This is a genomic window from Streptomyces sp. DSM 110735 (assembly GCF_016482685.1).
In the GTDB taxonomy this organism is placed as follows: domain Bacteria; phylum Actinomycetota; class Actinomycetes; order Streptomycetales; family Streptomycetaceae; genus Streptomyces.
The window spans coordinates 142,915-167,892 of the sequence record NZ_JACYHF010000009.1; the positions used below are offsets into that span (position 1 = coordinate 142,915).

At 71.4% G+C, this 24,978-nt stretch carries 20 protein-coding genes, 1 pseudogene and 1 riboswitch; of the genes and pseudogenes, 16 read left to right on the forward strand and 5 right to left on the reverse strand.

Annotation, left to right across the window (positions count from 1 at the left end; all coding sequences use genetic code 11):
* Window positions 1-195: 195 nt before the first annotated feature.
* Window positions 196-912, forward strand: coding sequence for an HNH endonuclease family protein (locus tag IF655_RS16700; RefSeq protein WP_199585595.1), 717 nt, complete (start codon window positions 196-198; stop codon window positions 910-912).
* Window positions 913-955: 43 nt separating this feature from the next.
* Here IF655_RS16700 and IF655_RS16705 read toward each other — a convergent pair whose 3' ends face one another.
* Window positions 956-1,693, reverse strand: coding sequence for a hypothetical protein (locus IF655_RS16705; RefSeq protein WP_199585596.1), 738 nt, complete (start codon window positions 1,691-1,693; stop codon window positions 956-958).
* An 89-nt stretch (window positions 1,694-1,782) separates the two neighbouring features.
* Window positions 1,783-2,463, reverse strand: coding sequence for a hypothetical protein (locus tag IF655_RS16710; protein ID WP_242488767.1), 681 nt, complete (start codon window positions 2,461-2,463; stop codon window positions 1,783-1,785).
* Between the two features lie 196 nt (window positions 2,464-2,659).
* On the opposite strand from IF655_RS16710, the gene IF655_RS16715 reads away from it, so the two are divergent.
* From IF655_RS16715 to IF655_RS16725, 3 genes are all read left to right on the forward strand, one after another.
* Window positions 2,660-4,942 carry an N-6 DNA methylase gene (locus tag IF655_RS16715; RefSeq protein WP_199585598.1) on the forward strand — a complete coding sequence of 761 codons (2,283 nt, stop codon included), beginning with the start codon at window positions 2,660-2,662 and terminating at the stop codon, window positions 4,940-4,942.
* 126 nt (window positions 4,943-5,068) lie between these two features.
* A complete protein-coding gene (locus tag IF655_RS16720; RefSeq protein WP_199585599.1) occupies window positions 5,069-5,692 on the forward strand; it encodes a hypothetical protein in 624 nt (207 codons plus the stop codon).
* Window positions 5,689-7,224 (forward strand): serine/threonine-protein kinase, encoded by a 1,536-nt coding sequence (locus IF655_RS16725; RefSeq protein WP_199585600.1) that lies wholly within the window; start codon window positions 5,689-5,691, stop codon window positions 7,222-7,224. Before IF655_RS16720 ends, IF655_RS16725 begins: the two co-directional genes overlap by 4 nt.
* 16 nt (window positions 7,225-7,240) lie before the next feature.
* Here the strand turns inward: IF655_RS16725 and IF655_RS16730 are convergent, their stop codons facing one another.
* Window positions 7,241-7,684 (reverse strand): hypothetical protein, encoded by a 444-nt coding sequence (locus tag IF655_RS16730; protein WP_199585601.1) that lies wholly within the window; start codon window positions 7,682-7,684, stop codon window positions 7,241-7,243.
* A 238-nt stretch (window positions 7,685-7,922) separates the two neighbouring features.
* Between IF655_RS16730 and IF655_RS16735 the strand changes: the two genes are divergently transcribed.
* The 12 genes and pseudogenes from IF655_RS16735 to IF655_RS16785 all read left to right on the forward strand — a co-directional run bounded on the left by IF655_RS16735 (window position 7,923) and on the right by IF655_RS16785 (window position 21,531).
* On the forward strand, window positions 7,923-8,750 hold the full coding sequence (locus tag IF655_RS16735; protein ID WP_199585602.1) for a glycoside hydrolase domain-containing protein: 828 nt from the start codon (window positions 7,923-7,925) through the stop codon (window positions 8,748-8,750).
* Window positions 8,751-8,891: 141 nt separating this feature from the next.
* Complete coding sequence (locus IF655_RS16740) at window positions 8,892-9,530, forward strand: SurA N-terminal domain-containing protein (RefSeq protein ID WP_199585603.1); 639 nt, start codon at window positions 8,892-8,894, stop codon at window positions 9,528-9,530.
* A gap of 139 nt (window positions 9,531-9,669) precedes the next feature.
* Entirely contained in the window at window positions 9,670-10,656 is a 987-nt protein-coding gene (locus IF655_RS16745) for a nucleoside triphosphate pyrophosphohydrolase (RefSeq protein ID WP_199585604.1), read from the forward strand.
* A gap of 50 nt (window positions 10,657-10,706) precedes the next feature.
* A complete protein-coding gene (locus IF655_RS16750; protein WP_199585605.1) occupies window positions 10,707-11,999 on the forward strand; it encodes a cytochrome P450 in 1,293 nt (430 codons plus the stop codon).
* A gap of 206 nt (window positions 12,000-12,205) precedes the next feature.
* Complete coding sequence (locus IF655_RS16755) at window positions 12,206-13,234, forward strand: transglycosylase family protein (RefSeq protein WP_199585606.1); 1,029 nt, start codon at window positions 12,206-12,208, stop codon at window positions 13,232-13,234.
* A 192-nt stretch (window positions 13,235-13,426) separates the two neighbouring features.
* Window positions 13,427-13,600: riboswitch (cyclic di-AMP (ydaO/yuaA leader) on the forward strand.
* 4 nt (window positions 13,601-13,604) lie between these two features.
* On the forward strand, window positions 13,605-14,309 hold the full coding sequence (locus IF655_RS16760; protein ID WP_199585607.1) for a transglycosylase family protein: 705 nt from the start codon (window positions 13,605-13,607) through the stop codon (window positions 14,307-14,309).
* A 391-nt stretch (window positions 14,310-14,700) separates the two neighbouring features.
* Entirely contained in the window at window positions 14,701-15,987 is a 1,287-nt protein-coding gene (gene eno, locus IF655_RS16765) for a phosphopyruvate hydratase (RefSeq protein WP_199585608.1), read from the forward strand.
* Between the two features lie 135 nt (window positions 15,988-16,122).
* Window positions 16,123-16,599, forward strand: a complete 477-nt coding sequence (locus tag IF655_RS16770) for a septum formation initiator family protein (RefSeq protein ID WP_199585609.1) — start codon at window positions 16,123-16,125, stop codon at window positions 16,597-16,599.
* 45 nt (window positions 16,600-16,644) lie between these two features.
* A pseudogene (locus IF655_RS31640) lies at window positions 16,645-17,046 on the forward strand (DUF501 domain-containing protein); the annotation flags it as partial.
* 219 nt (window positions 17,047-17,265) lie between these two features.
* Window positions 17,266-18,168, forward strand: coding sequence for a Ppx/GppA phosphatase family protein (locus IF655_RS31645; protein WP_307814951.1), 903 nt, complete (start codon window positions 17,266-17,268; stop codon window positions 18,166-18,168).
* A 491-nt stretch (window positions 18,169-18,659) separates the two neighbouring features.
* On the forward strand, window positions 18,660-20,042 hold the full coding sequence (locus IF655_RS16780) for an NAD(P)/FAD-dependent oxidoreductase (protein ID WP_199585611.1): 1,383 nt from the start codon (window positions 18,660-18,662) through the stop codon (window positions 20,040-20,042).
* A gap of 190 nt (window positions 20,043-20,232) precedes the next feature.
* Window positions 20,233-21,531 (forward strand): cyclopropane-fatty-acyl-phospholipid synthase family protein, encoded by a 1,299-nt coding sequence (locus tag IF655_RS16785; RefSeq protein WP_199585612.1) that lies wholly within the window; start codon window positions 20,233-20,235, stop codon window positions 21,529-21,531.
* A 62-nt stretch (window positions 21,532-21,593) separates the two neighbouring features.
* Here IF655_RS16785 and IF655_RS16790 read toward each other — a convergent pair whose 3' ends face one another.
* Together IF655_RS16790 and IF655_RS16795 are read right to left on the reverse strand one after the other, a co-directional pair.
* Window positions 21,594-24,122 carry an ABC transporter permease gene (locus tag IF655_RS16790; protein WP_199585613.1) on the reverse strand — a complete coding sequence of 843 codons (2,529 nt, stop codon included), beginning with the start codon at window positions 24,120-24,122 and terminating at the stop codon, window positions 21,594-21,596.
* Window positions 24,122-24,892 carry an ABC transporter ATP-binding protein gene (locus IF655_RS16795; RefSeq protein WP_199585614.1) on the reverse strand — a complete coding sequence of 257 codons (771 nt, stop codon included), beginning with the start codon at window positions 24,890-24,892 and terminating at the stop codon, window positions 24,122-24,124. The genes IF655_RS16790 and IF655_RS16795 overlap by 1 nt, the downstream gene beginning before the upstream one ends.
* Between the last annotated feature and the right edge of the window lie 86 nt (window positions 24,893-24,978).

A 24,978-nucleotide genomic window follows, 5' to 3' on the forward strand; every position in this document is an offset into this window, starting at 1 on the left:
GATGAGGCGGGTGAACTCGTGGACGAGGCGCGCGAACTCGTGGGGTCCGGGAAGAACATGAGCCCCTGATGCACCCAATGCCCCTGAACGCCCCTTTGGTTCCTGTTCGTCAGCCGCCGCCCGGCGGCTACGGTGGAGGACGGATCGAACCGTCCGCACCGGTGGACGGGCAGGCGCGAACGAGGGGGGCGCACCGTGAGGCGCTTGTGGGGCGGGGCGGTCATCGCCGTGGTCATGACGACTGCCGTGACCGGATGCCGGACCGAACAGACCGAGGGCTCCTCCGGTCCCCAGGAGACCGGCGCCTCCGGCGCGGCCCTGAGCGCCGCCGAGGCACTGCCCGTCAAGGGCCGCGCACCGAAGACCGGTTACTCCCGCGAGCGCTTCGGCAGCGCCTGGGCGGACACCGACTCCAACTCCTGCGACACCCGTGACGACATCCTCAAGCGCGACCTGGAGGAGGTGAAGTTCAGCGGAGGTCAGTGCAAGGTGACCTACGGCGTGCTGGAGCACGACCCCTACTCGGGCAAGACCATCACCTACCGGCGGGGCCGCAGCCAGGTCGACATCGACCATGTCGTCGCGCTCTCCGACGCCTGGCAGAAGGGTGCCAAGTACTGGGAGCCCAGCAAGCGCATAGCCCTCGCCAACGACCCCCTCAACCTCCTGGCGGTCGACGCGAGCACCAACCGCGGCAAGGGCGACGGCGACACCGCCACCTGGGTCCCCCCGTCCAAGTCCTACCGCTGCACCTACGTCGCCGCCCAGGTCGCCGTGAAGAAGAAGTACGGCCTCTGGGTCACCTCCGCCGAAAAGACCGCCATGAAAAAGGTCCTGACCACCTGCCCCGGCCAGAAGCTCCCCACGGGCGGCAACCCGACGAACGCACCCTCACGCTTCCGGGCACGCTGAGTCGGGTCGCCGCAAGGTCGCCGTACGGCATCGCCGCGCGGGGTCAGCCGCCCAGGGCGTCCAGGTCGAGGATCTTGCCCGCGGGCTTCTTGGCCTCGACCGGCTTCTCGTAGTCGAGGAAGGAGAGGTGGACCGGCTCCTTGGCGCCCGCGGAGCTGTCCACGCGCAGCAGGTAGGGCTTGCCCTTGGTGGCGACGTAGAGGGTGTAGCGGTCCTTGCCGTCCTTCTCGTGAAGGGTGATGGCCGGGGTGCCGTCGATGGTGGTGGTCTTGCCGCGGGTGGCGTCCGAGTTGACGTCGACCGCTCCGGCCAGGACCGTGTCCAGGTCGCAGAAGCCCGCGATGTCCTTGGCGTCCTTGCCGGTCGCCGCCATCTTGGTCCACTTGTCGGCCATCATGTTCACGACCGCGTCGGTGTCGGCCTTCGACTCGCCCTTGCCCTGGTCCCGCAGGAACGCCTCGTTGTACTTCATGTAGATGGTGTCGCCGCTCTTGATCAGGTCGGCGCTGCCCTTGCCGCCCATGCCCATCGTGCCGGCGCACTCGCCCTTCTTGCTCAGGGCCATGTCGATCTTGATGTCGTCGCCGCCGTCGGTGACGGTGCCCCGCATCCGCAGGGTCGTCGCCTTGGTGGTCGTCTTCATCGCACGGTCGGCTATCTGACCGCCGCTCAGCCCGGCGAACGGTCCCTTCGGCGCCGTGTCCGCCCCCGACAGACAGCCGGTGAGCCCGGCGGCGGCAGCGGTGGCGAGGCAGACGGCGGCAAGTGCGGTACGGCGCATGTCGGTTCCTTGATGAGAGAGGTGTGACGAGATGAAGTGAGGTGGGAGGAAGCGGTGGTGAGCGGTGCGGGGGCGGGAGTGACGCCGGGTCAGTCCGTCCTCTTCCAGTCGCCGCAGCCGGTCGTCGTGAAGTAGGCGTCCGTGGCGCGGATCGTGACGACGGCGGTGCCGGTCACGTCGTCCTCGGCGAGGACCGAACCGGGCTCATGCGTGGCGTCCTCGGCGCGCTCCCAGGAGCAGGAGCCGGGGGCGTTGCCCGCCGACCGGTAGGTGCCCGGCGCGACATCGGCGCCGACCCGGAACATCCCCCCGTCGCCGTCCATCGACGTGCCGGGGTGGCCCTGCGCGGCGACCGGCACCGCCCGCCACCGCGCGCAGCCGCTGGACGTGAACACCTTGTCCGTGACCTCGACGGTGACGTACCCGGTGCCGCCCACGCTCCCGCCGGCCAGCGCCGACCCCAGGGAGCCCGAGGCGTCCTCGGCGCGCTCCCAGTGGCAGCGGCGGCCGGGGTTGCCGGTCGTGCGATAGGTGCCGGGCCGGATGTCGGCGCCGACCCGGAACGCGCCGTCACCGCCGAAGGCGGCCGTGTCCGCGCCCGGTCCGGCGTTTCCCGTGGGTCTGCCGTCCTCGGCGCTGTCCTCCGAGGAGGCGGAAGGGCCGTTGCGCGGGCCGTCGGGGCCGCCGTCCATTCCCTGGCCGGCGTTCGCGGACACGACACCGATGACGACAACCCCCAGGGCGGCGCTCAGCGCGATCCTGCCCTTCATGCCCATGACGGTCCCCTCCCCGATGCGTGCGACCGCCCCCTCCGGCCGGTCGCTCGTTCGCTGGGTCAATAAGAGCAGAGCCTGTGAACCGAGTCAACACGGTTCACAGAACATGAGCAGTGCACAGGTGTGAATCGGTAAGTCTTGTGTGCGTCGGTATGCTCGGTGCACACATGCGACGAGGGGAGTGGAGCCGGTGCAGGACAACGCGACAGAGGTGACCGCGGCGGGGATCGCCCGGCTCGCCGGTGTGGGCCGTGCCGCCGTCAGTAACTGGCGGCGTCGGCACGGTGATTTCCCCAAGCCGGTCGGCGGTACCGAGACCAGCCCCTCCTTCGCCCTCGCGGAGGTCGAGTCCTGGCTGCGCAAGCAGGGGAAACTCGCCGAAGTACCGCTGCGGGAGCGGGTCTGGCAGCAGCTCGCGGGTCACCCCGAGGGACCCGTCACCGCCCTGGTGCACGTGGGCTGCGTCCTGCTGCTCATCCAGGAACGGCCCACCGTCTGGCTCGACATCAGTGCCGGCTCCGACGAGCGCCTGGCCGCGATGCTGCCGGGCGCGCTGAACGACGTGATCGGTCCGCGCTTCGGCGTCGCGTCGACGCGCGGTGTTCACACGCGCCGCCCCGATGCGGGCGCCGCTGCTGTGAACACACCGGATGCTGTGAACGCCGAGAACCAGCAAAACAGCCCCCCGGCTGTGAACACCCACCCACCCGTGAACCCGGCGTCCGCTGTTCACAGCCCTGCCGCTCACAGCCCTGCCGCTCACAACCCCGCCGCTCACAACCCCGCCGTTCACGCCCCCACCGCCTGCGCCCCCGCCGTTCACACCCCCACCGGCCCCCAGCTCCTCCCCTCCGCCCCCCTCCTGCGCGGCGCCGCCGAACTCGCCGGGGAACTTGGGGCGCGGCAGACCTTCGAGTTCCTGCTGGGCCGGCACCTGGACGCGAACCCGCGCCAGTACACGCTCACCCCCGCCGAACTCGCCGGGCTGATGGCGGACCTGGCCGACCTCACCGGTCCCGCCCGCACCGTCCTCGACCCCGCCTGCGGCACCGGCGCCCTGCTGCGCGCCGTCGACTCCCGCCCCGACCAGGCCCTGTACGCCCAGGACAGCGCCCCCGACCTCGCCGCGCTCACCGCGCTGCGGCTCGCCCTGCACAGCCGCGCCACCGTCCGGGGCGCCGTCGGCGACACCCTGCGCGCCGACGCGTTCCCGGAGCTGCGCGCGGACGCCGTGCTGTGCCACCCGCCGTTCAACGAGCGCAACTGGGGGCACGACGAGCTGGCGTACGACCCCCGGTGGGAGTACGGCTTCCCGGCGCGCACCGAGTCCGAGCTGGCCTGGGTGCAGCACGCGCTGGCCAGGCTGGCCGACCGCGGCACCGCCGTGCTGCTGATGCCGCCCGCCACCGCCTCGCGGCGTTCCGGGCGCCGTATCCGCGCCGACCTGCTGCGGCGGGGCGCGCTGCGTGCCGTGATCGCGCTGCCGGTCGGCGCGGCGCCGCCGTACAACATCCCGCTGCACGTGTGGGTGCTGAGCAGGCCGGGGCGTACGCCCAAGACGCCGGAGGTGCTGCTCGTGGACACCGGGCGGTTCGCCGGTGAGGCGCGCGGCGGTCCGGACTGGCAGGCGGTGCGGGACGCCGCGCTCGACGCCTGGCGCGGCTTCGCGCGCGAGGGGCGGCTCGCGGAGCGCCCCGGGCTCGCGCGTTCCGTGCCGGTCATCGAACTCCTCGACGACGACGTGGACCTGGCGCCCGCCCGCCATCTCCCGCCCCCGGCCGCCGCCGACGGCGCCGAACAGCTCGCGGAGGTCCGCCGGCGCCTCGGCGAGACCCTGCGGCTGACCGCCGAGCTGACCCCGCCCACCGCGACCACCGCGCCCGCCACCCGCTGGCCGCTCACCACCGTCGGCGAACTCGCCCGCGGCGGCGCCCTCGTCCTGCGCACCGGCGGAACCCCGCACACCCCAGGCATCAGCACCACAGCCGTCCCCGCCCGCGTCCCCGTCCTCACCGACCACGACGTCCTCGCCGGATCGCCCCCCTCGGGCACCCTCACGGACGGCGACGACGAGACGGTGCTGACCGAGCCGGGCGACGTGGTCGTGCCCGTGGTCGGCGGCGGCTCGGTCGCGCGCGTGGTGGACGAGGCGACGGCGGGCGCCGCCCTCGGGCGCAGCCTCGTGCTGCTGCGCCCCGACCCGAGCGCCCTCGACCCGTGGTTCCTCGCCGGGTTCCTGCGCGGCACCGCCAACAACCGCCAGGCGAGCAGCTACGCCTCGACCGCCACCCGCCTCGACGTGCGCCGTCTGCAACTGCCCCGGCTGCCGCTGGCCGAACAGCTCCGCTACGGCGCCCGGTTCCGCGCCCTGGACGAGTTCGAGCGGGCGCTGCGCCACGCCGGACAACTAGGAGAGCAGTTGCTGCGCGGGATGTACGACGGGCTCACGGACGGCACCGTCGCGCCGGAGTGACCGGCAGTCAGGCGGGCGCGCGGAACATACCGGAGGCCCGGACAACGGTTCGGCACAACTCATAACGCCTTGTCGGCATCGGCCTATACGCTCGGACTCCGACAACGAACCGGTCCAGGAGCAGTCATGTACGGCCATGGCGAGCCGCCGCCCGCCCGCCCCACGGGAGCCATCATCACCCTGCGCGTGCTGATGGTCGCGTGCGGCCTGCTCACGTGCGGCACCCTGGCGTGCGTGCCGCTGTTCCGCGCCGCGTTCCTCAGCCGCAAGTGGGTGGACTGGCTGCTGGCACCGGTGAGTCTGGTGCTCAGCCTCGTCTGCTTCGACATCGTCGGCACGGTGCCCTACGACGACAGCCGGGGCGACATGGCGCTGGCCGGGGCGCTGCTCATCGGCGTCGCCTCGGCGGTCCGCTTCCTGTTCGTGGACGTCTACCACTACCGCAACAACCGCTACGGGCGCGCCGGTTACGCCCAGCCCTACGCCGACACGCTCGCGGCTCCGTACAGTTACGCGCCGCCCACCCCCCTGCCGCCCACCCTCCTGCCGCCCGCGTCCCAGCCGGAACACCCCATGCCGCCGCTGTACCCCCAGCACCCGCTGCCGCACGGAACCGTGCCGCCGCAGAGTCCGCCGCCCCTGCCCCCGCCGCAGTCCCCGGCGCCCGCCCGGATCGACCAGGTGCGCGCCGAGCTCGACGAGTTGAGCGACTATCTGCGCAGGCACGACCGGCGTGAGGGCGAACAGTGACGATGGGGCAGGGACGGGTCGTCGCGGCCCGGTACGAACTGGCCACGCTGATAGGTCAGGGCGGCATGGGCCAGGTCTGGACGGCGTACGACCGGCGCCTCGACCGGCGGGTGGCGGTGAAGCTGCTGCGCCCGGACAAGGTGGCCGGGCAGGAGGCGGACGAGCTGCGCCGCCGGTTCCTGCGCGAGTGCCGGGTGACCGCGCAGGTCGACCACCCGGGGCTGGTCACGGTGCACGACGCGGGCAGCGAGGGCGACGAGCTGTTCCTCGTCATGCAGTACGTGGACGGCGCCGACCTCTCCGACCACCTCGCGGAGCACGACCCGTACCCGTGGCAGTGGGCGGTGACGGTCGCCGCGCAGTTGTGCGCCGTGCTGAGCGCGGTTCACGCGGTGCCGATCGTGCACCGCGACCTCAAGCCGCGCAACGTGATGGTGAAGCAGGACGGCACGGTCACCGTCCTCGACCTGGGCGTCGCCTCGGTGATGGACACCGACACCACCCGCCTCACGCACACCGGCTCCCCGATCGGCTCGCCCGCCTACATGGCGCCGGAGCAGGCGATGGGCGGCGCGGTCGGACCGTACACCGATCTGTACGCGCTCGGGGTGCTGCTGCACGAACTGCTCAGCGGCGAGGTGCCGTTCGCCGGTTCCACCGCGCTCGGCGTGCTGCACCGGCACCTGTACGAGCCGCCGCTGCCGGTGCGCCGGATACGCCCGGAGGTGCCGGAGCCGCTGGAGCGGCTGGTGCTGCGGCTGCTGGCGAAGGACCCGCAGGACCGTCCGGCGTCCGCGCAGGAGGTGTACGAGCACCTGGTGCCGCTGCTGCCCGCGCCCGGCACCCCCACCGGTGCGCCGCTCGACCCCACGCGCCCCTTCCTGCGCCCGCACGCCCCCTGGCCGGACCGCGCCCGCATCCCGGCGCCGCAGCCCGCGCAGGTCGCCCCGGCGCCGCCGGTGGACGACAAGCCGGACGTGGCGGCGGCCGTGGACGAGGTCAAGCGGCTGCTGGGGGAGGGGCGCATCACCCAGGCCGTCGACATCCTCGGCGCGATCCTGCCCACCGCCGCCGAACAGCACGGCGAGCACTCCCCGGTGGTCCGCACCCTGCGCAAGCAGTACGCGGCCACGCTCCTGGACGACGGCCAGTACCGGCGCGCACTGCCCGAACTGCGCCGCCTCGCCGACGAACGCGCCGCCGAGGCGGGCCAGGCGGACCCGCAGTCCCTGCGCCACCGCTACGAGGCCGCGCAGTGCCTGGAGCAGCTCGGCGAACCGGCGGCCGCGCTCGCGGAGTACCGCGCGCTGCTGCCGTACTACGAGAACCGGTACGTCTCCGGCGACCCCCAGCTCGCCCACGACGTCCGCCGCCGCATCGGCCATCTGCTGCTCGCCCTGGGCGACCGCCCGGCCGCCCACGACATGCTGGCGCGGCTGCTGATGGACGTGGAGCGGGTGCACGGCATGGGGCATCCGCTGGCCGCCGACATCCGGCGCACCCTGCAGTGGCTGGGGCAGGTGCGGGGCTGAGCGTCTGCGTGCCGGCTCAGTGCGTCATCGGCAGCGCGGCGACGAACTTCGGTCCGTCCTTGCGGTGCTGGACGGGGAAGAGCACCTTCAGGTTCTGCTCCTGCCCCTCCAGCGTGAGGTGGGTGATGTAGGTCAGACCGAGGAAGCCCTTCTTGGTCTTCCCCGCGGAGATGTACCGCCGGGGGAAGTTGATGAGCAGCTTGCCCGGCTTGCCGCCGTTGGGGCCGTCGAAGAAGAGGACCCGCTGGTCGGTCAGGACGATGTACATGGGGCGCGGCTTGACCGTGGCCATCACCGTGCCCGCGCTGAGGATGCCGACCACGGCGGCGGTGAGCACCTGCTTCTTCACGGAGACGGTGCCGATGGCCGCCAGGCTGGTCATCTCCACCCGCTCGTCCGGCAGAAGGAGGGGGGCGGCTGCTTCGAGCAACTGTCGTTCACGGCGGGCGCTGATGGCCATCGAGGACTCCGATAAGGGTGCTGACAAGGGAAAACGGCGACGGGGAGACCTCCTGGGGACGGCGCGAGTTGTACGGCGGAGGCCGGGCGGCCGTACATTTTCCCGGTCCATGGCATGTCCTTGTAAAAGTCATGGGCAAGCACGGGGTTTCCGTTTTCTCGCGCGCGCGTGCCGTCGACTACGTTGCAGCGGCGGACGCCGACGCGTCCTTCTCGTTCGTACGGACACAGGGGTGGGGATGGCCGGACACCGGCAGTCGAAGAAGGTCAGGTACATCGCGTGGTCGGCGGCGGGCGCGGCCGTCGTGGCGGGAGCCGGAGTGGCCGCCACGGCGTCCATGGCGGCGACGACCTGGCCCGCGCAGAAGACGTTCACCGGGCGGGCCTTCGACACCTGCACCGCGCCCTCGCTGTCCACCATGAAGGCGTGGCACACCGGTTTCTACGGCGCCGCCGCCGTCTACGTGGGCGGCAAGAACCGCGGCTGTGCCCAGCCCAACCTGACCGCCTCCTGGGTGAAGTCGGTCAGCGCGCTCGGCTGGAAGCTCATACCGCTCTACGTGGGCGCCCAGCCGTCCTGCCAGACCGGCTCCAACCCGGAGAAGATGACGGCCGCCAACGCCGCCTCCCTCGGCGCGTCTGACGCCGCCGACGCGGTGGCCAAGGCGTCCGGGCTCGGCATGAAGGCGGGCAGCGCGATCTACCTGGACATGGAGCCGTACGACACGACCGACAAGGCGTGCGACGACACCGTGCTCACCTATGTGCGCGCGTTCGACAAGGCCCTGCACGCCAAGACCTACCGCGCGGGCTACTACGGCTTCACCAGCTCCAGCGCCAAGGCGATCGCCACCGCGTCCGACAAGAGCGACCTGCCGGGCAACCTCTGGTACGCGCTGTGGGACAAGAAGAACACCACCACCTCCGACTGGCCGTGGGGCGCCACGCAGTTCACCGGCCACAGCCGGGCGCACCAGTACATGGTGAACAGCAAGGAGTCGCACGGCGGCGTCACGCTCACCGTGGACCGCGACGCCTGGGACGCGCCGGTGGCCATCACCGGCTGACACGCCCTCCGGAGTGACACGGCGGTGCCCGAACTCGTGGTGAATCGTTGGTCCTATGGGTTGGCCGGAGCTGATCGGCTGCCTACCATCGATCACCGCAAGACCTTGTGCACCGCCGCACAAACTCCTCAGGAGGTCCCCTTGCACCGCCGTCGTCGCTCCGCGCTCGTCCTCTCCGCCGCGATCGTCGCCGCGGGCCCCCTCCTCACCGCCTGCGGGAGCGACGCGCACCCGGGCGCCGCGGCGGTGGTCGGCGGGCAGCGCATCACCGTCGCCCAACTGGAGAGCCGGGTGAACGAGGTGCGCGCGGCGCAGCGGGCCGCCTCGCCCGACGAGACGCAGTACCAGCAGGTCCTCGCCTCCAGCGGCAGCCTCACCCGCGACACCCTGCACACCATGGTCCTCGACCAGGTGCTGGCCCGGGCCGCGCGGGACGCGGGCGTCGGCGTCTCCCGCAAGGAGGTGCAGAAGCTGCGCTCCGACCTCGAGAAGCAGGCGGGCGGCGCCAAGGGTCTGGAGGCGGCGTGGCTCCAGAAGTACGGCATCGCCCCCGAGCGCCTTGACGACAACCTCCGCCTCCAGATCGAGGCCCAGAAACTCGCGGCGAAGCTCGGCACCGACACCACCCAGCCCGCCTTCTGGAACACCCTGTCGCAGGCGTCGAAGAAGCTGCACATCGACCTCAACCCGCGCTACGGCACCTGGGACGCGACCAAGAGCAGCCGGGTGGACGTGAAGACGCCGTGGGTACGGGACGCGTCGGCGGCGCAGTCGGCCTAGCGGCTCAGGCGGCTCAGGCGGCTCGGGTGGCGGCTGCGGCGACGCCCGCGAGGGCAGCCGCAGTCCTACGATCACAGAAGCTCCCGCCCCCTGTGGACAACTCGCGACGCCCCTCCGCACCGTGGGTTACGTTCGGATCGTGAACGCAACCAGCACCGAAGCCGCCCCCGGCCGCATCGTCCTGCTCACCACCAGCCACCGTGTCGCGCCCGGACTGCTGTCCTGGCCCGCCTGGCAGGCTCTGCACGCCGCCGACGCCGTGCTGTGCGCCGACGGCGCGCATCCGCAGGTGCCGTATCTGCGCGAGGCAGGTATAGCGGTGTCGGAGGCGGCGCCGACCGCCGAGGAGCTGGTCGACACCTGCGCGGGCGGTCGCACGGTGGTGGTCGTGGCCACGGGCGAGGGCGAGCCCGCCCTCACCGACGGACTGGCCCGGCTCGCCGGGTCGGGCCGGGTGCGGATGCCCGACCTGGAGCTGCTGCCCGCCTCCTACGACCTGCCCGGCGCCCGCCTCCTCGACCTCGTGCAGGTCATGGACCGCATCCGCGCCGAGTGCCCCTGGTCCTCCCGGCAGACCCACGAGGGCCTGGCCAAGTACGGCATCGAGGAGGCGTACGAAATGGTCGAGGCGATCGAGGCGGGCGACCGCGAGGAGCTGCGGGAGGAACTGGGCGACGTGCTGCTCCAGGTCGTCTTCCACGCCCGCATCGCCGCCGAGGACCCCGACGCCCCCTTCGACATCGACGACGTGGCCGGAGGCATCGTCGCCAAGCTCGTCCACCGCCACCCGCACGTCTTCGGCGACGAGAGCGCCGAGACGCCGGAGGACGTCAAGCGGCACTGGCAGCGCACCAAGGCCGAGGAGAAGCAGCGCACCTCCGTGACCGAGGGCGTCCCGCTCGGCCAGCCCGGTCTCGCCCTCGCCGCCAAGCTCGCCTCCCGCACCCGCACCGCCCACCTGGACGTCCCCCTCCCCGAGGGCGACGGCATCGGCTACGAACTCCTGGCCCTGGCCGCCCGCGCCGAGTCCGAGGGGGTCGACCCGGAGGCGGCGCTGCGAGCGGCCGCACGGGTCTACCGGGATGCGATACGTACGGCGGAGGGAAACGGTTCAGGCGCCGCCTAACCGAGAGCCTGGCCGGGTGTCCCTCCCCGCCCCCGGGATACCGTCGACCCGTGACCGATCAGCCCTCCTGCGACCGACCCGGCGAGCCCGCCCCCGACCTCTTCACCTGGGAGTTCGCCACCGACCCCTACCCCGCCTACGCCTGGCTGCGGGAGCACGCGCCCGTGCACCGGACCAGGCTGCCCAGCGGAGTGGAGGCATGGCTGGTCACGCGGTACGCCGACGCCCGCCAGGCGCTCGCCGACCCCCGGCTCAGCAAGAACCCCGCGCATCACGACGAGCCCGCGCACGCCAAGGGCAAGACCGGCATCCCCGGCGAGCGCAAGGCGGATCTGATGACGCACCTGCTGAACATCGACCCGCCGGACCACACCCGGCTGCGCCGACTGGTCAGCAAGGCGTTCACCCCGCGCCGGGTGGCCGAGTTCGCGCCCCGGGTGCAGCGGTTGACCGACGACCTGATCGGCGCGTTCGCCGCCAAGGGCTCCGCCGACCTCATCCACGATTTCGCCTTCCCGCTCCCGATCTACGCCATCTGCGACCTGCTCGGCGTCCCCGCCGAGGACCAGGACGACTTCCGGGACTGGGCGGGCATGATGATCCGTCACGGCGGCGGACCCCGGGGCGGAGTGGCGCGGTCGGTGAAGAAGATGCGCGGCTACCTGGCCGAGCTGATCCACCGCAAGCGCGCCGCGCTGCCCGCCGAACCCGCCCCCGGCGAGGACCTGATCTCGGGTCTCATCCGCGCCTCGGACCACGGTGAGCACCTCACCGAGAACGAGGCCGCGGCGATGGCGTTCATCCTGCTGTTCGCCGGGTTCGAGACCACCGTCAACCTCATCGGCAACGGCACCTACGCCCTGCTCACCCACCCGGCCGAGCGCGCCCGGCTCCAGCGCTCGCTGGCGGCGGGCGAGACCGGTCTGCTCCAGACCGGCGTGGAGGAACTCCTGCGCTACGACGGTCCGGTGGAGCTGGCCACCTGGCGGTTCGCCACCGAGCCGTTCACCCTCGCCGGGCAGGAGATCGCGGCCGGGGACCCGGTCCTCGTGGTGCTGGCGGCGGCCGACCGCGACCCCGCCCGGTTCGCCGAACCCGATGTGCTGGACCTCGGCCGCGCCGACAACCAGCACCTCGGGTACGGGCACGGCATCCACTACTGCCTGGGCGCCCCGCTCGCCCGCCTGGAGGGGCAGACCGCGCTGGCCACGCTCTTCACCCGGCTGCCCGACCTGCTCCTCGCCGTCGAACCGGCCGAACTGCGCTGGCGGGGCGGGCTCATCATGCGCGGACTGCGCACGCTCCCGGTGGAGTTCACCCCGGTGGACCCGGCGCACGCGTGAGCGGTCCGGCGGCGCGATCCATCAGCCCTACCCACGGAACACGCACCGGCAAACAGGAACATGACGGACACTCAACGATGTGATCTTCACGTGATCTGTGCGGCATGAACTTGTGACAAGCGATCGTCTGCCTATACGTTCACCCATCAGTGTGGCGCCGAGCACCACTCGCCACGCCGTACTGCTGTCGTACGAAAGGCCCCCGTATGCTCTCCGGGAACGGTCGTCACCGTCGCCCCCGCCAGGCTCCGGCGCTCCTCGTCGCGGCCGGTGTGACCACCTCCGCCATCGCGATCCCGCTCCTCGGCGCCGCCAGCGCCCACGCGGCCGACGGCACCACCTGGGACAGGGTGGCCGAGTGCGAAAGCGGCGGCTCCTGGAGCGCCAACACGGGCAACGGCTACTACGGCGGTCTCCAGATCTCGCAGGACGACTGGGACAAGTACGGCGGCGACCAGTACGCGGCCACCGCCGACCAGGCCAGCCGCTCCCAGCAGATCTCCGTCGCCGAGAAGATCCTCGCCGAGCAGGGCACCACTCACTGGGCGACCTGCGCCCTGACGGCCGGTCTCACCTCCGACTCCGCCTCGGTGGACGTCGACACGGGCGTCGCGGACACCGCCTCCCCGAGCACCGGCTCCTCCGACGACAAGGGCAGCGCCTCGCCGTCCGCGTCGGATTCCGCCGGTAAGTCCGGCTCGTCCGACTCGGACAAGTCCTCCGGCTCGCCCTCCGCGTCCGCCTCGTCCGACTCCTCCGCCGACGCCTCGGCCAAGCCGTCGCACGGCAAGGACAAGGACGCCGACGCCAAGGGCTCCGCCAAGGGCAAGGACGCCAAGTCCGGCGCCAGTGCCTCGAAGGACGACCCGGGCGCCTCCGGCGACTACTCCGCCCCGGCCTCCGAGGCGTCGGACGACGCCTGGCGGGACGGCGGCTCCTGGAGCCTCGTCGACACCGGCGCGCTCTCCGGCGGCGGCCGCCACCGCGGCGGCAGCGCGGACGAAAGCGTGACAAGCGGTCAGAAGGCGGACAACACCGGGCGCCATGCGCTGCCCTCTCCGAGCACATACACCATCCACGAGGGCGACACGCTGGAGTCCATCGCCGACTCCCTTGATGTCGAGGGCGGCTGGCAGGCGCTCTACTCCGCGAACAAGAAGACCATCGGCGCCGACCCGGATGAGCTTGTCCTTGGTCAGACGCTCGAGGTGCCCGGCGGGACGGACGGCAAGTAGCCCGATTCGGGACGGGATTGACGTCCCTCTTCTGGCCGTATGTCCCCTTTGGCGAAAGTGTGGGATGAGTCTCAAGGGCCCTGATCGTCTTTGAAATTCCCCTCTGTCCGTGTCTACGGTCGGTCCGCTCGTCACCACGAGCCCCGATGACCGGCACGCCGAATCCTGCCAGCGGTCACCCGGGAACAGTCGACGCGTCAAGCGCCGCCGGCAGGAGCGGGGGAACCAAGGTAAGTGCCCGAACCGGTGATTGACGCCGGGACGGGCTTGGGGTGAAGCCACCCCCTCCACGACGGGGAGGGTGGCCGGGCAACTCAACCGGCCCGAACCCGACAGCTCACCTCGCAGGCGTCGGTGAGGGGATCGATCCATGCTGTTTTCCAGCAAGGGCACGCACCGTCGCCCGGCCAAGGCCGTCCGCACCCTCGCGCTCGCCGGTGTCGCCGGCGCCGCGATCGCCGGTCCGCTGATGGCGGCCGGCAACGCCTCCGCCGCCACCGCCTCCGAGTGGGACACCGTCGCCCAGTGCGAGTCCGGCGGCAACTGGTCCATCAACACCGGCAACGGCTACTACGGCGGTCTGCAGTTCTCCGCGGCCACGTGGGGCGCCTACGGCGGCGCGCAGTACGCCGCCACCGCCGACAAGGCCACCAAGGACCAGCAGATCACCATCGCCGAGAAGGTGCTCGCCGCCCAGGGCAAGGGCGCCTGGCCGGTCTGCGGCACGGGCCTGTCCAGCACGCCGTACAGCTCCGCCGCCGCGAGCACCCCGTCCACCACGGCGAAGACCACCACGGACACCGCCAAGGCCACGACGGACGCCGCCGCGCGCACCACCGCCCCGGAGACCGCCTCGCGTTCCGCGCAGCGTCCCGCCGCGACCGTCACCACCCCGACCGGTCAGAAGGTCAAGAAGGGCGACGGCGAGTACAAGGTCGTCAAGGGCGACACGCTCAGCACCATCGCCACCAAGCACCACGTCAAGGGCGGCTGGAAGAAGCTGTTCGACCTCAACAAGGACATCGTCCAGAAGGCCGACCTCATCTACCCCGGCCAGATGCTGCACCTGAAGTAGCGGCACCGGCGCCGCCCGTCGAGCGGCGCCCCCGCACCCCCCCGCACCCGCTCACCGCACCGCCGCCCCACGCACGGCCGCGGTGAGCCCCCTCCCCCCACCAGGCCCCGCACCGGCGCGTGTTCCCCCGTACGCGCCGGAGCGGGGCTTCGCGGCGCCCTGGACCGCCCCGGGGGCCCGTACCCCGGCCGCCGCGACCCGGTCCCGCACCACCCCGCTGGCCAGACCCCCCGGCACCCCTTTGTTCCGGGCGTGAACAATGAGTACGGTCTCCCTGTCCACGGGACGGTCGGTCGACGGCCGACACCCCGGGGACGGTTAGGCTCTAGTCGCAAGGCAGTGCCGTACGGCACACCGCCCCGCACATCTCAGCGTCACATCCAAGAAGGAGATGCTCGTGCCGTCCATCGACGTCGTCGTAGCCCGGGAAATCCTGGACTCCCGAGGCAACCCCACGGTCGAGGTCGAGGTCGGCCTCGACGACGGCAGCACGGGTCGTGCCGCCGTTCCGTCCGGTGCCTCCACCGGTGCCTTCGAGGCCATCGAGCTCCGTGACGGCGACCCCAACCGCTACCAGGGCAAGGGCGTCGAGAAGGCCGTCCTCGCCGTCATCGAGCAGATCGGCCCGGAGCTGGTCGGCTACGACGCCACCGAGCAGCGCCTGATCGACCAGGCCATGTTCGACCTGGACGCCACCGACAACAAGGGCTCGCTCGGCGCCAACGCCATCCTCGGCGTCTCCCTCGCCGTCGCGCACGCCGCCTCCGAGGCCAGCGACCTGCCGCTCTTCCGCTACCTGGGCGGACCCAACGCGCACCTGCTCCCGGTGCCGATGATGAACATCCTGAACGGCGGCTCGCACGCCGACTCCAACGTGGACATCCAGGAGTTCATGATCGCGCCGATCGGCGCGGAGTCCTTCTCCGAGGCCGTCCGCTGGGGCGCCGAGGTCTACCACACCCTCAAGAAGGTCCTGAAGCGCAAGGGTCTGGCCACCGGTCTCGGCGACGAGGGCGGCTTCGCCCCGAACCTCGGCTCCAACCGCGAGGCTCTCGACCTCATCATCGAGGCCATCCAGGAGGCCGGTTACGTCCCCGGCGAGCAGGTCGCCCTGGCGCTCGACGTCGCCGCGTCCGAGTTCTACAAGGACGGCAAGTACCTCTTCGAGGGCAAGGAGCGCTCCGCCGCCGAGATGACGGAGTACTACGAGGAGCTGGTGGCGGCCTACCCGCTGGTCTCCATCGAGGACCCGCTGTTCGAGGACGACTGGGCCGGCTGGAAGGTCCTCACCGACCGCATCGGCGACAAGGTGCAGATCGTCGGTGACGACCTGTTCGTCACCAACCCCGAGCGCCTGGCCCGTGGCATCGAGGAGGGCATCGCCAACGCCCTGCTGGTCAAGGTCAACCAGATCGGCTCGCTGACCGAGACCCTGGACGCCGTCGAGATGGCCCAGCGCAACGGCTACAAGTGCATGATGTCCCACCGCTCCGGCGAGACCGAGGACGTCACCATCGCCGACCTCGCCGTCGCCACCAACTGCGGCCAGATCAAGACCGGCGCCCCGGCCCGCTCCGAGCGCGTCGCCAAGTACAACCAGCTCCTGCGCATCGAGGAGATCCTCGACGACGCCGCGGTCTACGCCGGTCGCAGCGCCTTCCCGCGCTTCAAGGGCTGACATCACCACAACCGCCCGGTCCGCTCAGCGAGGACCGGGCCCGCGCGGGAGTCCGCTCCCGCCAGTCGTCCTACGTCCCCGGACCCGGTCCCGTACCGTGTCCGGGGACGTACGCGTGAAGGGGAGGCGGGGAAGATGGCCACGAGGGACCGGGACCGTTTCTCCACCACGACCAGGCTGCGGCTGCTCGGCGAGCAGACCGCCGCCCGCGTCTACCGCTCCCAGACCAAGCGCCAGGCCCGCCGCTCCCGGCTCACCGGGCGCGCCGCCCTGCTCGCCATGGTGCTGTGCTCGCTGATCGTCGCGCTCGCCTACCCGATGCGCCAGTACGTCTCCCAGCGCGCCGAGATCGCCGACCTCCAGCGCCGCCAGCAGCAGGCCCGCGCCCGTGTCGAGGAGCTGCGCGACACCAAGGCGCGCTGGCAGGACGACGCCTACGCCGAACAGCAGATCCGGCGCAGGCTGCACTACGTGCTGCCCGGCGAGACCGGGTACGTGGTGGTCGACCCCGGCGCGGCGAAGCAGTCCCGCGTCGACAAGGGGGCCGACCGACGGCCCTGGTACGCGAACGTCTGGGACGGCGTCGACAAGGCCGACGCCTCCGACCAGTGACCGGCACCCGCCGGTGACCCACAGAAAGCCACTCTGGAAGCAGTCATGGAAACGCCCCCGCCGCCCACTTCGCGCACCGAGCCCACCGCAGCCGACGTCGAGGCATTCAAGCAGCAGCTCGGCCGTCCGCCGCGCGGACTGCGGGCCATCGCCCACCGGTGCCCCTGCGGACAGCCGGACGTCGTGGAGACGGCCCCCCGGCTGCCCGACGGCACGCCCTTCCCGACGACGTACTACCTGACGTGCCCGCGCGCCGCCTCGGCGATCGGCACGCTGGAGGCGAACGGCGTCATGAAGGAGATGACCGAGCGGCTGAAGACCGACCCGGAGCTGGCCGCCGCCTACCGCGCCGCGCACGAGGACTACATCCGGCGCCGCGACGAGATCGAGGTCCTCGCGGGCTTCCCGAGCGCGGGCGGCATGCCCGACCGGGTCAAGTGCCTGCACGTCCTCGTCGCGCACTCGCTGGCCGCGGGACCGGGCGTGAACCCGCTCGGCGACGAGGCGATCGCGATGCTGCCCGAGTGGTGGGCCAAGGGCCCGTGCGTGACGCCGGAGGGCGGGGCGTGCGGGACGGCGGAGGAGACGGCGGAGTCCGCCGAGACCGCTTCGCGGTCCGCCGACGGCTTCGCCCGCGTCGCCGCCGTCGACTGCGGCACCAACTCCATCCGGCTGCTCGTCGCCGACGTGAACCCCGCCACGGGCGAGCTGCGCGAGCTGGACCGCCGGATGACCATCGTCCGCCTCGGCCAGGGCGTCGACCGCACCGGCCGCCTCGCCCCCGAGGCGCTGGAGCGGACCTTCGCCGCGTGCCGCGAGTACGCCGGGGTCATCCGCGAACTGGGCGCCGAGAAGGTGCGGTTCGTGGCCACCTCCGCCTCCCGTGACGCGGAGAACCGGGACGAGTTCACGCGCGGTGTCGTGGACATCCTCGGCGTCGAGCCCGAGGTCATCTCCGGCGACCAGGAGGCGGAGTTCTCCTTCACCGGTGCCACCAAGGAGCTGACCGGCGGCGACGGCTTCGCCACGCCCTACCTCGTGGCGGACATCGGCGGCGGCTCCACCGAGTTCGTCGTCGGCGAGGACGGCGTGCGCGCCGCGCGCTCGGTGGACGTGGGCTGTGTGCGCATGACCGAGCGTCATCTGGTCGAGGACGGCAAGGTCACCGACCCGCCCACCGCCGAGCAGGTCGCCGCGATGCGGGCGGACATCGAGGCGGCGCTGGACCTCGCCGAGAAGACCGTGCCGCTGCGCGAGGCGCGCACCCTGGTCGGGCTCGCCGGTTCGGTCACCACCGTCTCCGCGATCGACCAGGAGCTGCCGGAGTACGACTCCGCGCGCATCCACCACTCCCGCATGACGCGCGGCCGGGTCCGCCAGATCACCGAGTGGCTGCTCTCCTCCACGCACGCCGAGCGCGCCGAGGTCCCCTCGATGCACCCGGGCCGGGTGGACGTGATCGGCGCGGGCGCGCTGGTCCTGCTCGCTCTCATGGAGCGCGTCGGCGCCGAGGAGGTCGTCGTCAGCGAGCACGACATCCTCGACGGCATCGCCTGGTCCCTGGCGTAGCGCTCGGGCGCGCTAGACCGTACGGGGCGCCCTTACGGCCGTACGGAGACGGCTCGTTACCGCCCGGTAGTGAGCGGCTGAGCAGGCGGTACGACGGATGAGCAGGGTCGCGGAGTGGCCGACACGCCGCTTCGCGACCCTCCGCCGGAAACCTTCGTGAAGTTCTTCACAAGGAATTCGGTCCCCGGGGGCAACACAAGGGGTCCCCTTGACCCATTCAGGGGCTCAACGGCCCTTGAAGGGTGCTCACGAGAGCGTTGCGCGGGTGTTTCGCAGAGGTGTCCGAGGGGCCTCCGGAAGGTGCTCCGCGAGGGTGCCGAGAACCCGGAGGACCAGCTCACGCGGCCTTGACAACGGGTCAGAACGACCTTGAGTTCCCCGCGCGGAACATGATCTGTGTCACGTGAGCGGCGGAGGATAACACAGCCCCTCTCCAACCTTGTGAAGGGGCGCACGAGCCACCCCTCAGGGGCAGGTGGATACTCGATGCCATGAGCACCACGGAGCGTCCCAGGATCCTCGTAGTAGGCGGTGGGTACGTAGGCCTGTACGCAGCTCGGCGCATCCTCAAGAAGATGCGCTACGGCGAGGCGACCGTCACGGTCGTCGACCCCCGGTCGTACATGACCTACCAGCCCTTCCTGCCCGAAGCCGCCGCCGGCAACATCTCGCCCCGGCACGTCGTCGTCCCGCTGCGACGCGTGCTGCCGAAGGCCGAGGTCCTCACCGGCCGGGTCACCACCATCGACCAGGACCGCAAGGTAGCGACCATCGCCCCGCTCGTGGGCGAGGCGTACGAACTCCCCTTCGACTACCTGGTCGTCGCGCTCGGCGCGGTCTCCCGTACCTTCCCGATCCCCGGCCTCGCCGAGCAGGGCATCGGCATGAAGGGCATCGAGGAGTCCATCGGCCTGCGCAACCACGTGCTGGAGCAGCTCGACAAGGCCGACTCCACGACCGACGAGGAGATCCGCCGCAAGGCGCTCACCTTCGTCTTCATCGGCGGTGGCTTCGCGGGCGCGGAGACCATCGGCGAGGTCGAGGACATGGTCCGCGACGCCGCGAAGTACTACAAGAACGTGTCCCGCGAGGACATGCGGTTCATCCTGGTCGACGCCGCCGACAAGATCCTTCCCGAGGTCGGCCCGAAGCTCGGCCAGTACGGCAAGGAGCACCTGGAGAGCCGGGGCGTGGAGATCTACCTCTCCACCTCCATGGACTCCTGCGTCGACGGCCACGTCGTGCTGAAGAACGGCCTCGAGGTCGACTCCGACACGATCGTGTGGACCGCGGGCGTCAAGCCCAACCCGGCGCTGGCCCGCTACGGCCTGCCGCTCGGTCCGCGCGGTCACGTCGACTGCGCGCCCACCCTCCAGGTGCAGGGCACCGACTACATCTGGGCCGCCGGTGACAACGCCCAGGTTCCCGACCTCGTCGGCCGCAAGGCGGGCAACGAGAACGCCTGGTGCCCGCCGAACGCCCAGCACGCGCTGCGCCAGGCGAAGGTCCTCGGCGACAACGTGGTCTCCGGCATGCGGGGCTTCCCGCAGAAGGAGTACGAGCACGCCAACAAGGGCGCCGTCGCGGGTCTCGGTCTGCACAAGGGCGTCGCGATGATCGTCCTGGGCAAGACGAAGATCAAGCTCAAGGGCCGTCTCGCCTGGTACATGCACCGCGGCTACCACGGTCTCGCGATGCCGACCTGGAACCGCAAGATCCGTATCTTCGCGGACTGGACGCTCGCGATGTTCCTCAAGCGCGAGGTCGTGTCGCTGGGCGCCATGGAGCACCCGCGCGAGGAGTTCTACGAGGCGGCCAAGCCCGCCCCGGCTCCCGCCGCCGCCAAGACCGAGGAGAAGGCCAAGGCCTCCTGACCTCCGGTCACCCGTTCTCTCCGAAGGGCCTCCCCGCTGTCCGTGGTGCGGGGGGCCCTTCGGCGTTTTCCGCCGCCGTGCGGCCTACGCTCTTTTGCCCTGTTGTAACTCCATTGCGGGACTGTGCCGGGTAGCCATGTCGTTTAGGTGGTAACGGACATCCGGGATTGCCGTCTTGGAGGTGTGCGCCATGGCCGACGCCGCGTCGCGACTGGTGAGTGTTGCCGAGCAATTGCTGGGAGCCCCGCTCCCGGTGCGGATCCGCGCCTGGGACGGTTCCCAGGCGGGCCCGCCGAACGTACCCGTACTCGTCGTGCGCAACCGCCGGGCGCTGCGCCGGATCCTCTTCAAGCCCGGAGAACTGGGTCTCGCCCGCGCCTGGGTCTCCGGCGACCTGGACATCGAGGGCGACCTCTACAGCGCCCTCGGCGTGATGGCAGGACTCATCTGGGAGCGCGGGGAGGACTCCCGCACCCTCGCCCAGGCCCTGCGCGATCCCGCCGTCCGGGCGGGCGTCCGCGATCTGCTGCGGCTCGCCGGACCCCCGCTGCCGCCTGCCCCGCCGCGCGAGGAGGTCCGCCCCCGCCGCCATCTGCACACCCGGCGCACCGACAGGCGGGCCATCAGTCACCACTACGACGTGGGCAACGACTTCTACGGACTCGTCCTCGGACCGTCCATGGTCTACTCCTGCGCCTACTGGGAGGACCCCGAAACGGGCGGCACCCTGGAGTCCGCCCAGCGCGACAAGCTCGAACTGGTCTGCCGCAAGCTCGGTCTGAAGCCCGGTCAGCGGCTCCTCGACGTCGGCTGCGGCTGGGGCTCCATGGCCATCCACGCCGCCCGCGAGCACGGCGTGAGCGTCGTCGGCGTCACCCTCTCCCAGGAGCAGGCCGCCTACGCCCGCAAGCGCGTCGCCGACGAGGGTCTGACCGACCGGGTCGAGATCCGGGTCCAGGACTACCGCGACGTGCGCGACGGACCCTACGACGCGATCTCCTCCATCGGCATGGCCGAACACGTCGGCGCCGAACGCTATCTGGACTACGCCCGCGACCTGCACGGTCTGCTGAAGCCCGGCGGACGGCTGCTCAACCACCAGATCGCCCGCCGCCCCCAGGGCGACGAGTCGGCGTACGAGGTCGACCGGTTCATCGACGCCTACGTCTTCCCCGACGGCGAACTCGCCCCCCTCGGCACCACCGTCACCCAGTTGGAGCGCGCCGGGTTCGAGGTCCGGGACGTGGACGTGCTGCGCGAGCACTACGCCCTGACCCTGCGCGCCTGGGTCACCAGACTGGAGGAGGACTGGGAGCGGGCGGTACGGCTCGCCGGGGACGGTCGCGCCCGGGTCTGGCGGCTGTACATGGCCGCCTCCGCGCTCGCCTTCGAGCGCAACCGGATCGGCGTCAACCAGGTCCTCGCCGTCCGCACCCCGGAGCCGGGCACCTCGGGTCTCCCGCTCCGCCCGCGCACCTGGCACGGCTGACCGCACGCGCAGGGGCCCCGCTCCGGTCCGGAACGGGGCCCCTGCGCCGTACACCTGCCGTGCTACTCCGCCTTGATCGCCGTCAGCATGTCGAGACGGGCAGCCCGGCGGGCCGGCCACAGCGCCGCCAGGACGCCGACCGCCGCCGCCAGGATCAGGAAGAGCGCCATCCGGTCCCAGGGCAGCACCAGTTGGTACGTCGGCATCTTCGTGCCGATCAGCGCGCCGACCGCCCAGCCGAAGAACACGCCCAGACCGATGCCGAGCACGCCGCCGAACAGGGAGATCACCAGGGACTCCAGGCGCACCATCCGCTTGACGCCCCGGCGCTCCAGACCGATCGCGCGCAGCATCCCGATCTCCTGCGAGCGCTCGAAGACCGACATGGCCAGGGTGTTGACGACACCGAGGACCGCGATGACCACCGCCATGCCGAGCAGCCCGTAGACCAGGTTCAGCATGAACGTGAAGATCTTCGCGACGCCGTCGGAGATGTCCTTCTTGTCCTGGACCGCGATCGCCGGGTTGGAGCCGAGCGCCTTCTCCAGTTCGTCCTTCGCCCCCGCCGAGGCGCCGTCCTTCATCTTGACCATGACCTGCATGTCGGACGGGGTGGTCAGATGCGGGGTGAGGGTGCGGTTGTCGAGCATGATGCCCCGGATCATCGCGTTGCCCTCGTAGACCCCGGCGACGGTCAGGCGCTCGGACTTGCCGTCGGCGTAGTGCACGGTGAAGCGGGACCCCGCCGTCCAGCCGTACTGCTTCGCCCGGTCCTTGTCGACGACGACACGGGTGCCGCTGACCGCGAAGGTGCCCTGGTCGGTCTTCAGGTCGGTCAGCTCGCCGATCGTGCGGCCGTCGACACCGGTCAGGTACTCGGTCTTGCCGTCGATGCGGGAGGGGGCGTTGCGCAGCGGGCTGCTCGCGGCGACCCCGTCGACACCGGCGACCTTGTCGGCGACCTTCGGGGAGAGCGGGCCGTGGGTGGACATCGAGACGACGTAGTCGGCGCTGATCGAGTCGCTCGCCATTTTGTCGATCGACTTCTGGAGGCTGCCCGCCATCACCGTCATACCGGTGATCAGGGTCAGACCGATCATCAGCGCGGACGCGGTGGCCGCCGTACGGCGCGGGTTGCGCACCGAGTTCTGGCGGGCCAGCTTGCCGGAGATGCCGAACATCCGCAGCGCGGGCGCGGCAGCCGCGATCAGCGGGCGCGACAGCAGCGGCGTCAGCACGAACACGCCGATGATCAGCAGGACGGCGCCCAGACCCATCGCGACCTGCCCGCGGTCGGTGCTCATCGTGCGACCCGCGAGGACCACGGCGACACCGGCACCGGCGAACAGCGCGCCCAGGGTGTTGCGCACCACCAGCGATTTGGTGGTCGCCTTGGCGTGGATGCTGTTCATCGCCGCCATCGGCGGGATCTTCGCGGCGCGGCGGCTCGGCAGCCAGGCGGCCAGCGCGGTGACGACGACGCCGACGACGAGGGCGGCCACCACCGTGCCCGGGGTGATCACCAGGGGTCCGTCGGGCAGGTCGGCGCCGAAGGAGCCGAGCAGGGAGCGCAGCCCCGCGCCGATGCCCACACCGGCGGCGAGTCCGGCGACCGCGGCGACCGCGCCGACCACGACCGCCTCGGCCAGCACCGAACGGGTGACCTGACCCCGGGAGGCGCCGACCGCGCGCAGCAGGGCCAGCTCCTTGGTGCGCTGGGCGACCAGCATGGTGAAGGTGTTGGCGATGATGAACAAACCGACGAACAGGGAGATCCCGGCGAAGACCAGCAGCCCCTTGGTGAGACCGCTCATGCTGTCGGCGATCTGCTGGGCCTGGTCGTCCGCGAGCTTCTTGCCGGTGGTGGTCTCCACCAGCTTGGTCGGCAGCGTCTTGTCGAGGGCGGACTTGAGCGCGTTCTGGCTGGTGCCGGGCGCCGCCTTCACGTCGATCTCGTCGTACGTGCCCTTCTTGCCGAACAGGGTCTGCGCGGTCGGCGTGTCGAACAGGGTGAGGCTGCCGCCCGCCGAGACGTTGCCGTCGTCGGTGGTGAAGATGCCGCTGACGCGCGGGCTGAGGACCGGACCGTCGACCGAGAGGCGCGCCTTGTCGCCGACCTTGTATCCGGCGCGCTCAGCGGTCTTGGAGTCGAGCGCGATCTCGTCGGCGCCGTGCGGTGCCTTGCCGGAGACGAGCTGGTAGCGGGGGTCCTTGTCGCCCCAGTAGTTGCCGCCGGAGGACTGCCAGCCGCCGCCGACCAGCTTGCCGTCCTTGCCCGCCAGCGCGGTGAAGCCGCCGACGACACCGGTGGCGGACCGCGCCCCCGGGGTCTTCGCCGCCTTCTGGAGCAGGGCGTCGGTCAGCTCGGGGTTGTGCCCGACCTGGTCGCCCCTGGACGCCTGATGGCGGGGGGTGACGGCGACGTCGACCCCGTCGAAGCCCTTGGCGGAGCTGTTCTGGAAAGCCTGGGAGACGGTGTTGGTGAAGACCAGCGTCCCGGACACGAACGCCACGCCGAGCATGACGGCGAGCACGGTCATCAGGAGCCGGGCCTTGTGCGCGAGGACGTTGCGCAGGGCGGTGCGGAGCATCAGCTTGTACGGCCCTTCGCGTCGAACTGCTTCATCAGGTCGAGGACCGAGTCGGCGGTCGGGTCCTGGATCTCGTCCACGATCCTGCCGTCGGCGAGGAAGATCACGCGGTCCGCGTATGCCGCCGCGACCGGGTCGTGGGTGACCATGACGACGGTCTGGCCCAGCTCGCGCACGGAGTTGCGCAGGAAGCCGAGGACCTCGGCGCCGGAGCGGGAGTCGAGGTTTCCGGTCGGCTCGTCACCGAAGACGATCTCGGGGCGGGAGGCGAGGGCGCGGGCGACGGCGACGCGCTGCTGCTGGCCGCCGGAGAGCTGCGCGGGGCGGTGGGTGAGGCGCCCGGACAGTCCGACCATGTCGATGACCTGGTCGAGCCACGCCTTGTCGGGCTTGCGCCCCGCGATGTCCATGGGCAGCGTGATGTTCTCCAGCGCGGTGAGCGTGGGGAGCAGGTTGAACGCCTGGAAGATGAAGCCGATCTTGTCCCGGCGCAGCCGCGTGAGCTGCTTGTCCTTCAGCGAACCCAGCTCGGTGTCACCGATGCGCACGGAACCCGAGGAGAAGCTGTCGAGCCCGGCCACGCAGTGCATCAGCGTGGACTTGCCGGAGCCGGACGGCCCCATGATCGCGGTGAACTCGCCCTGGCGGAAGTCGACGGAGACCTGGTCCAGGGCGACCACCCGGGTCTCACCCTGCCCGTAGATCTTGGACAGCTCCGTGGCGCGCGCGGCCACGGCGGTGCTCCGGCCGGCGGTGGGTGTGGTGGTCACGGAAGGGCGCTCCTGTCGGTACGGCTGTGGGGACGGACCTCCATCGTCCCTTCCCCTTTCCCCGCGCCGGTCAGCCGCTGCTCCGG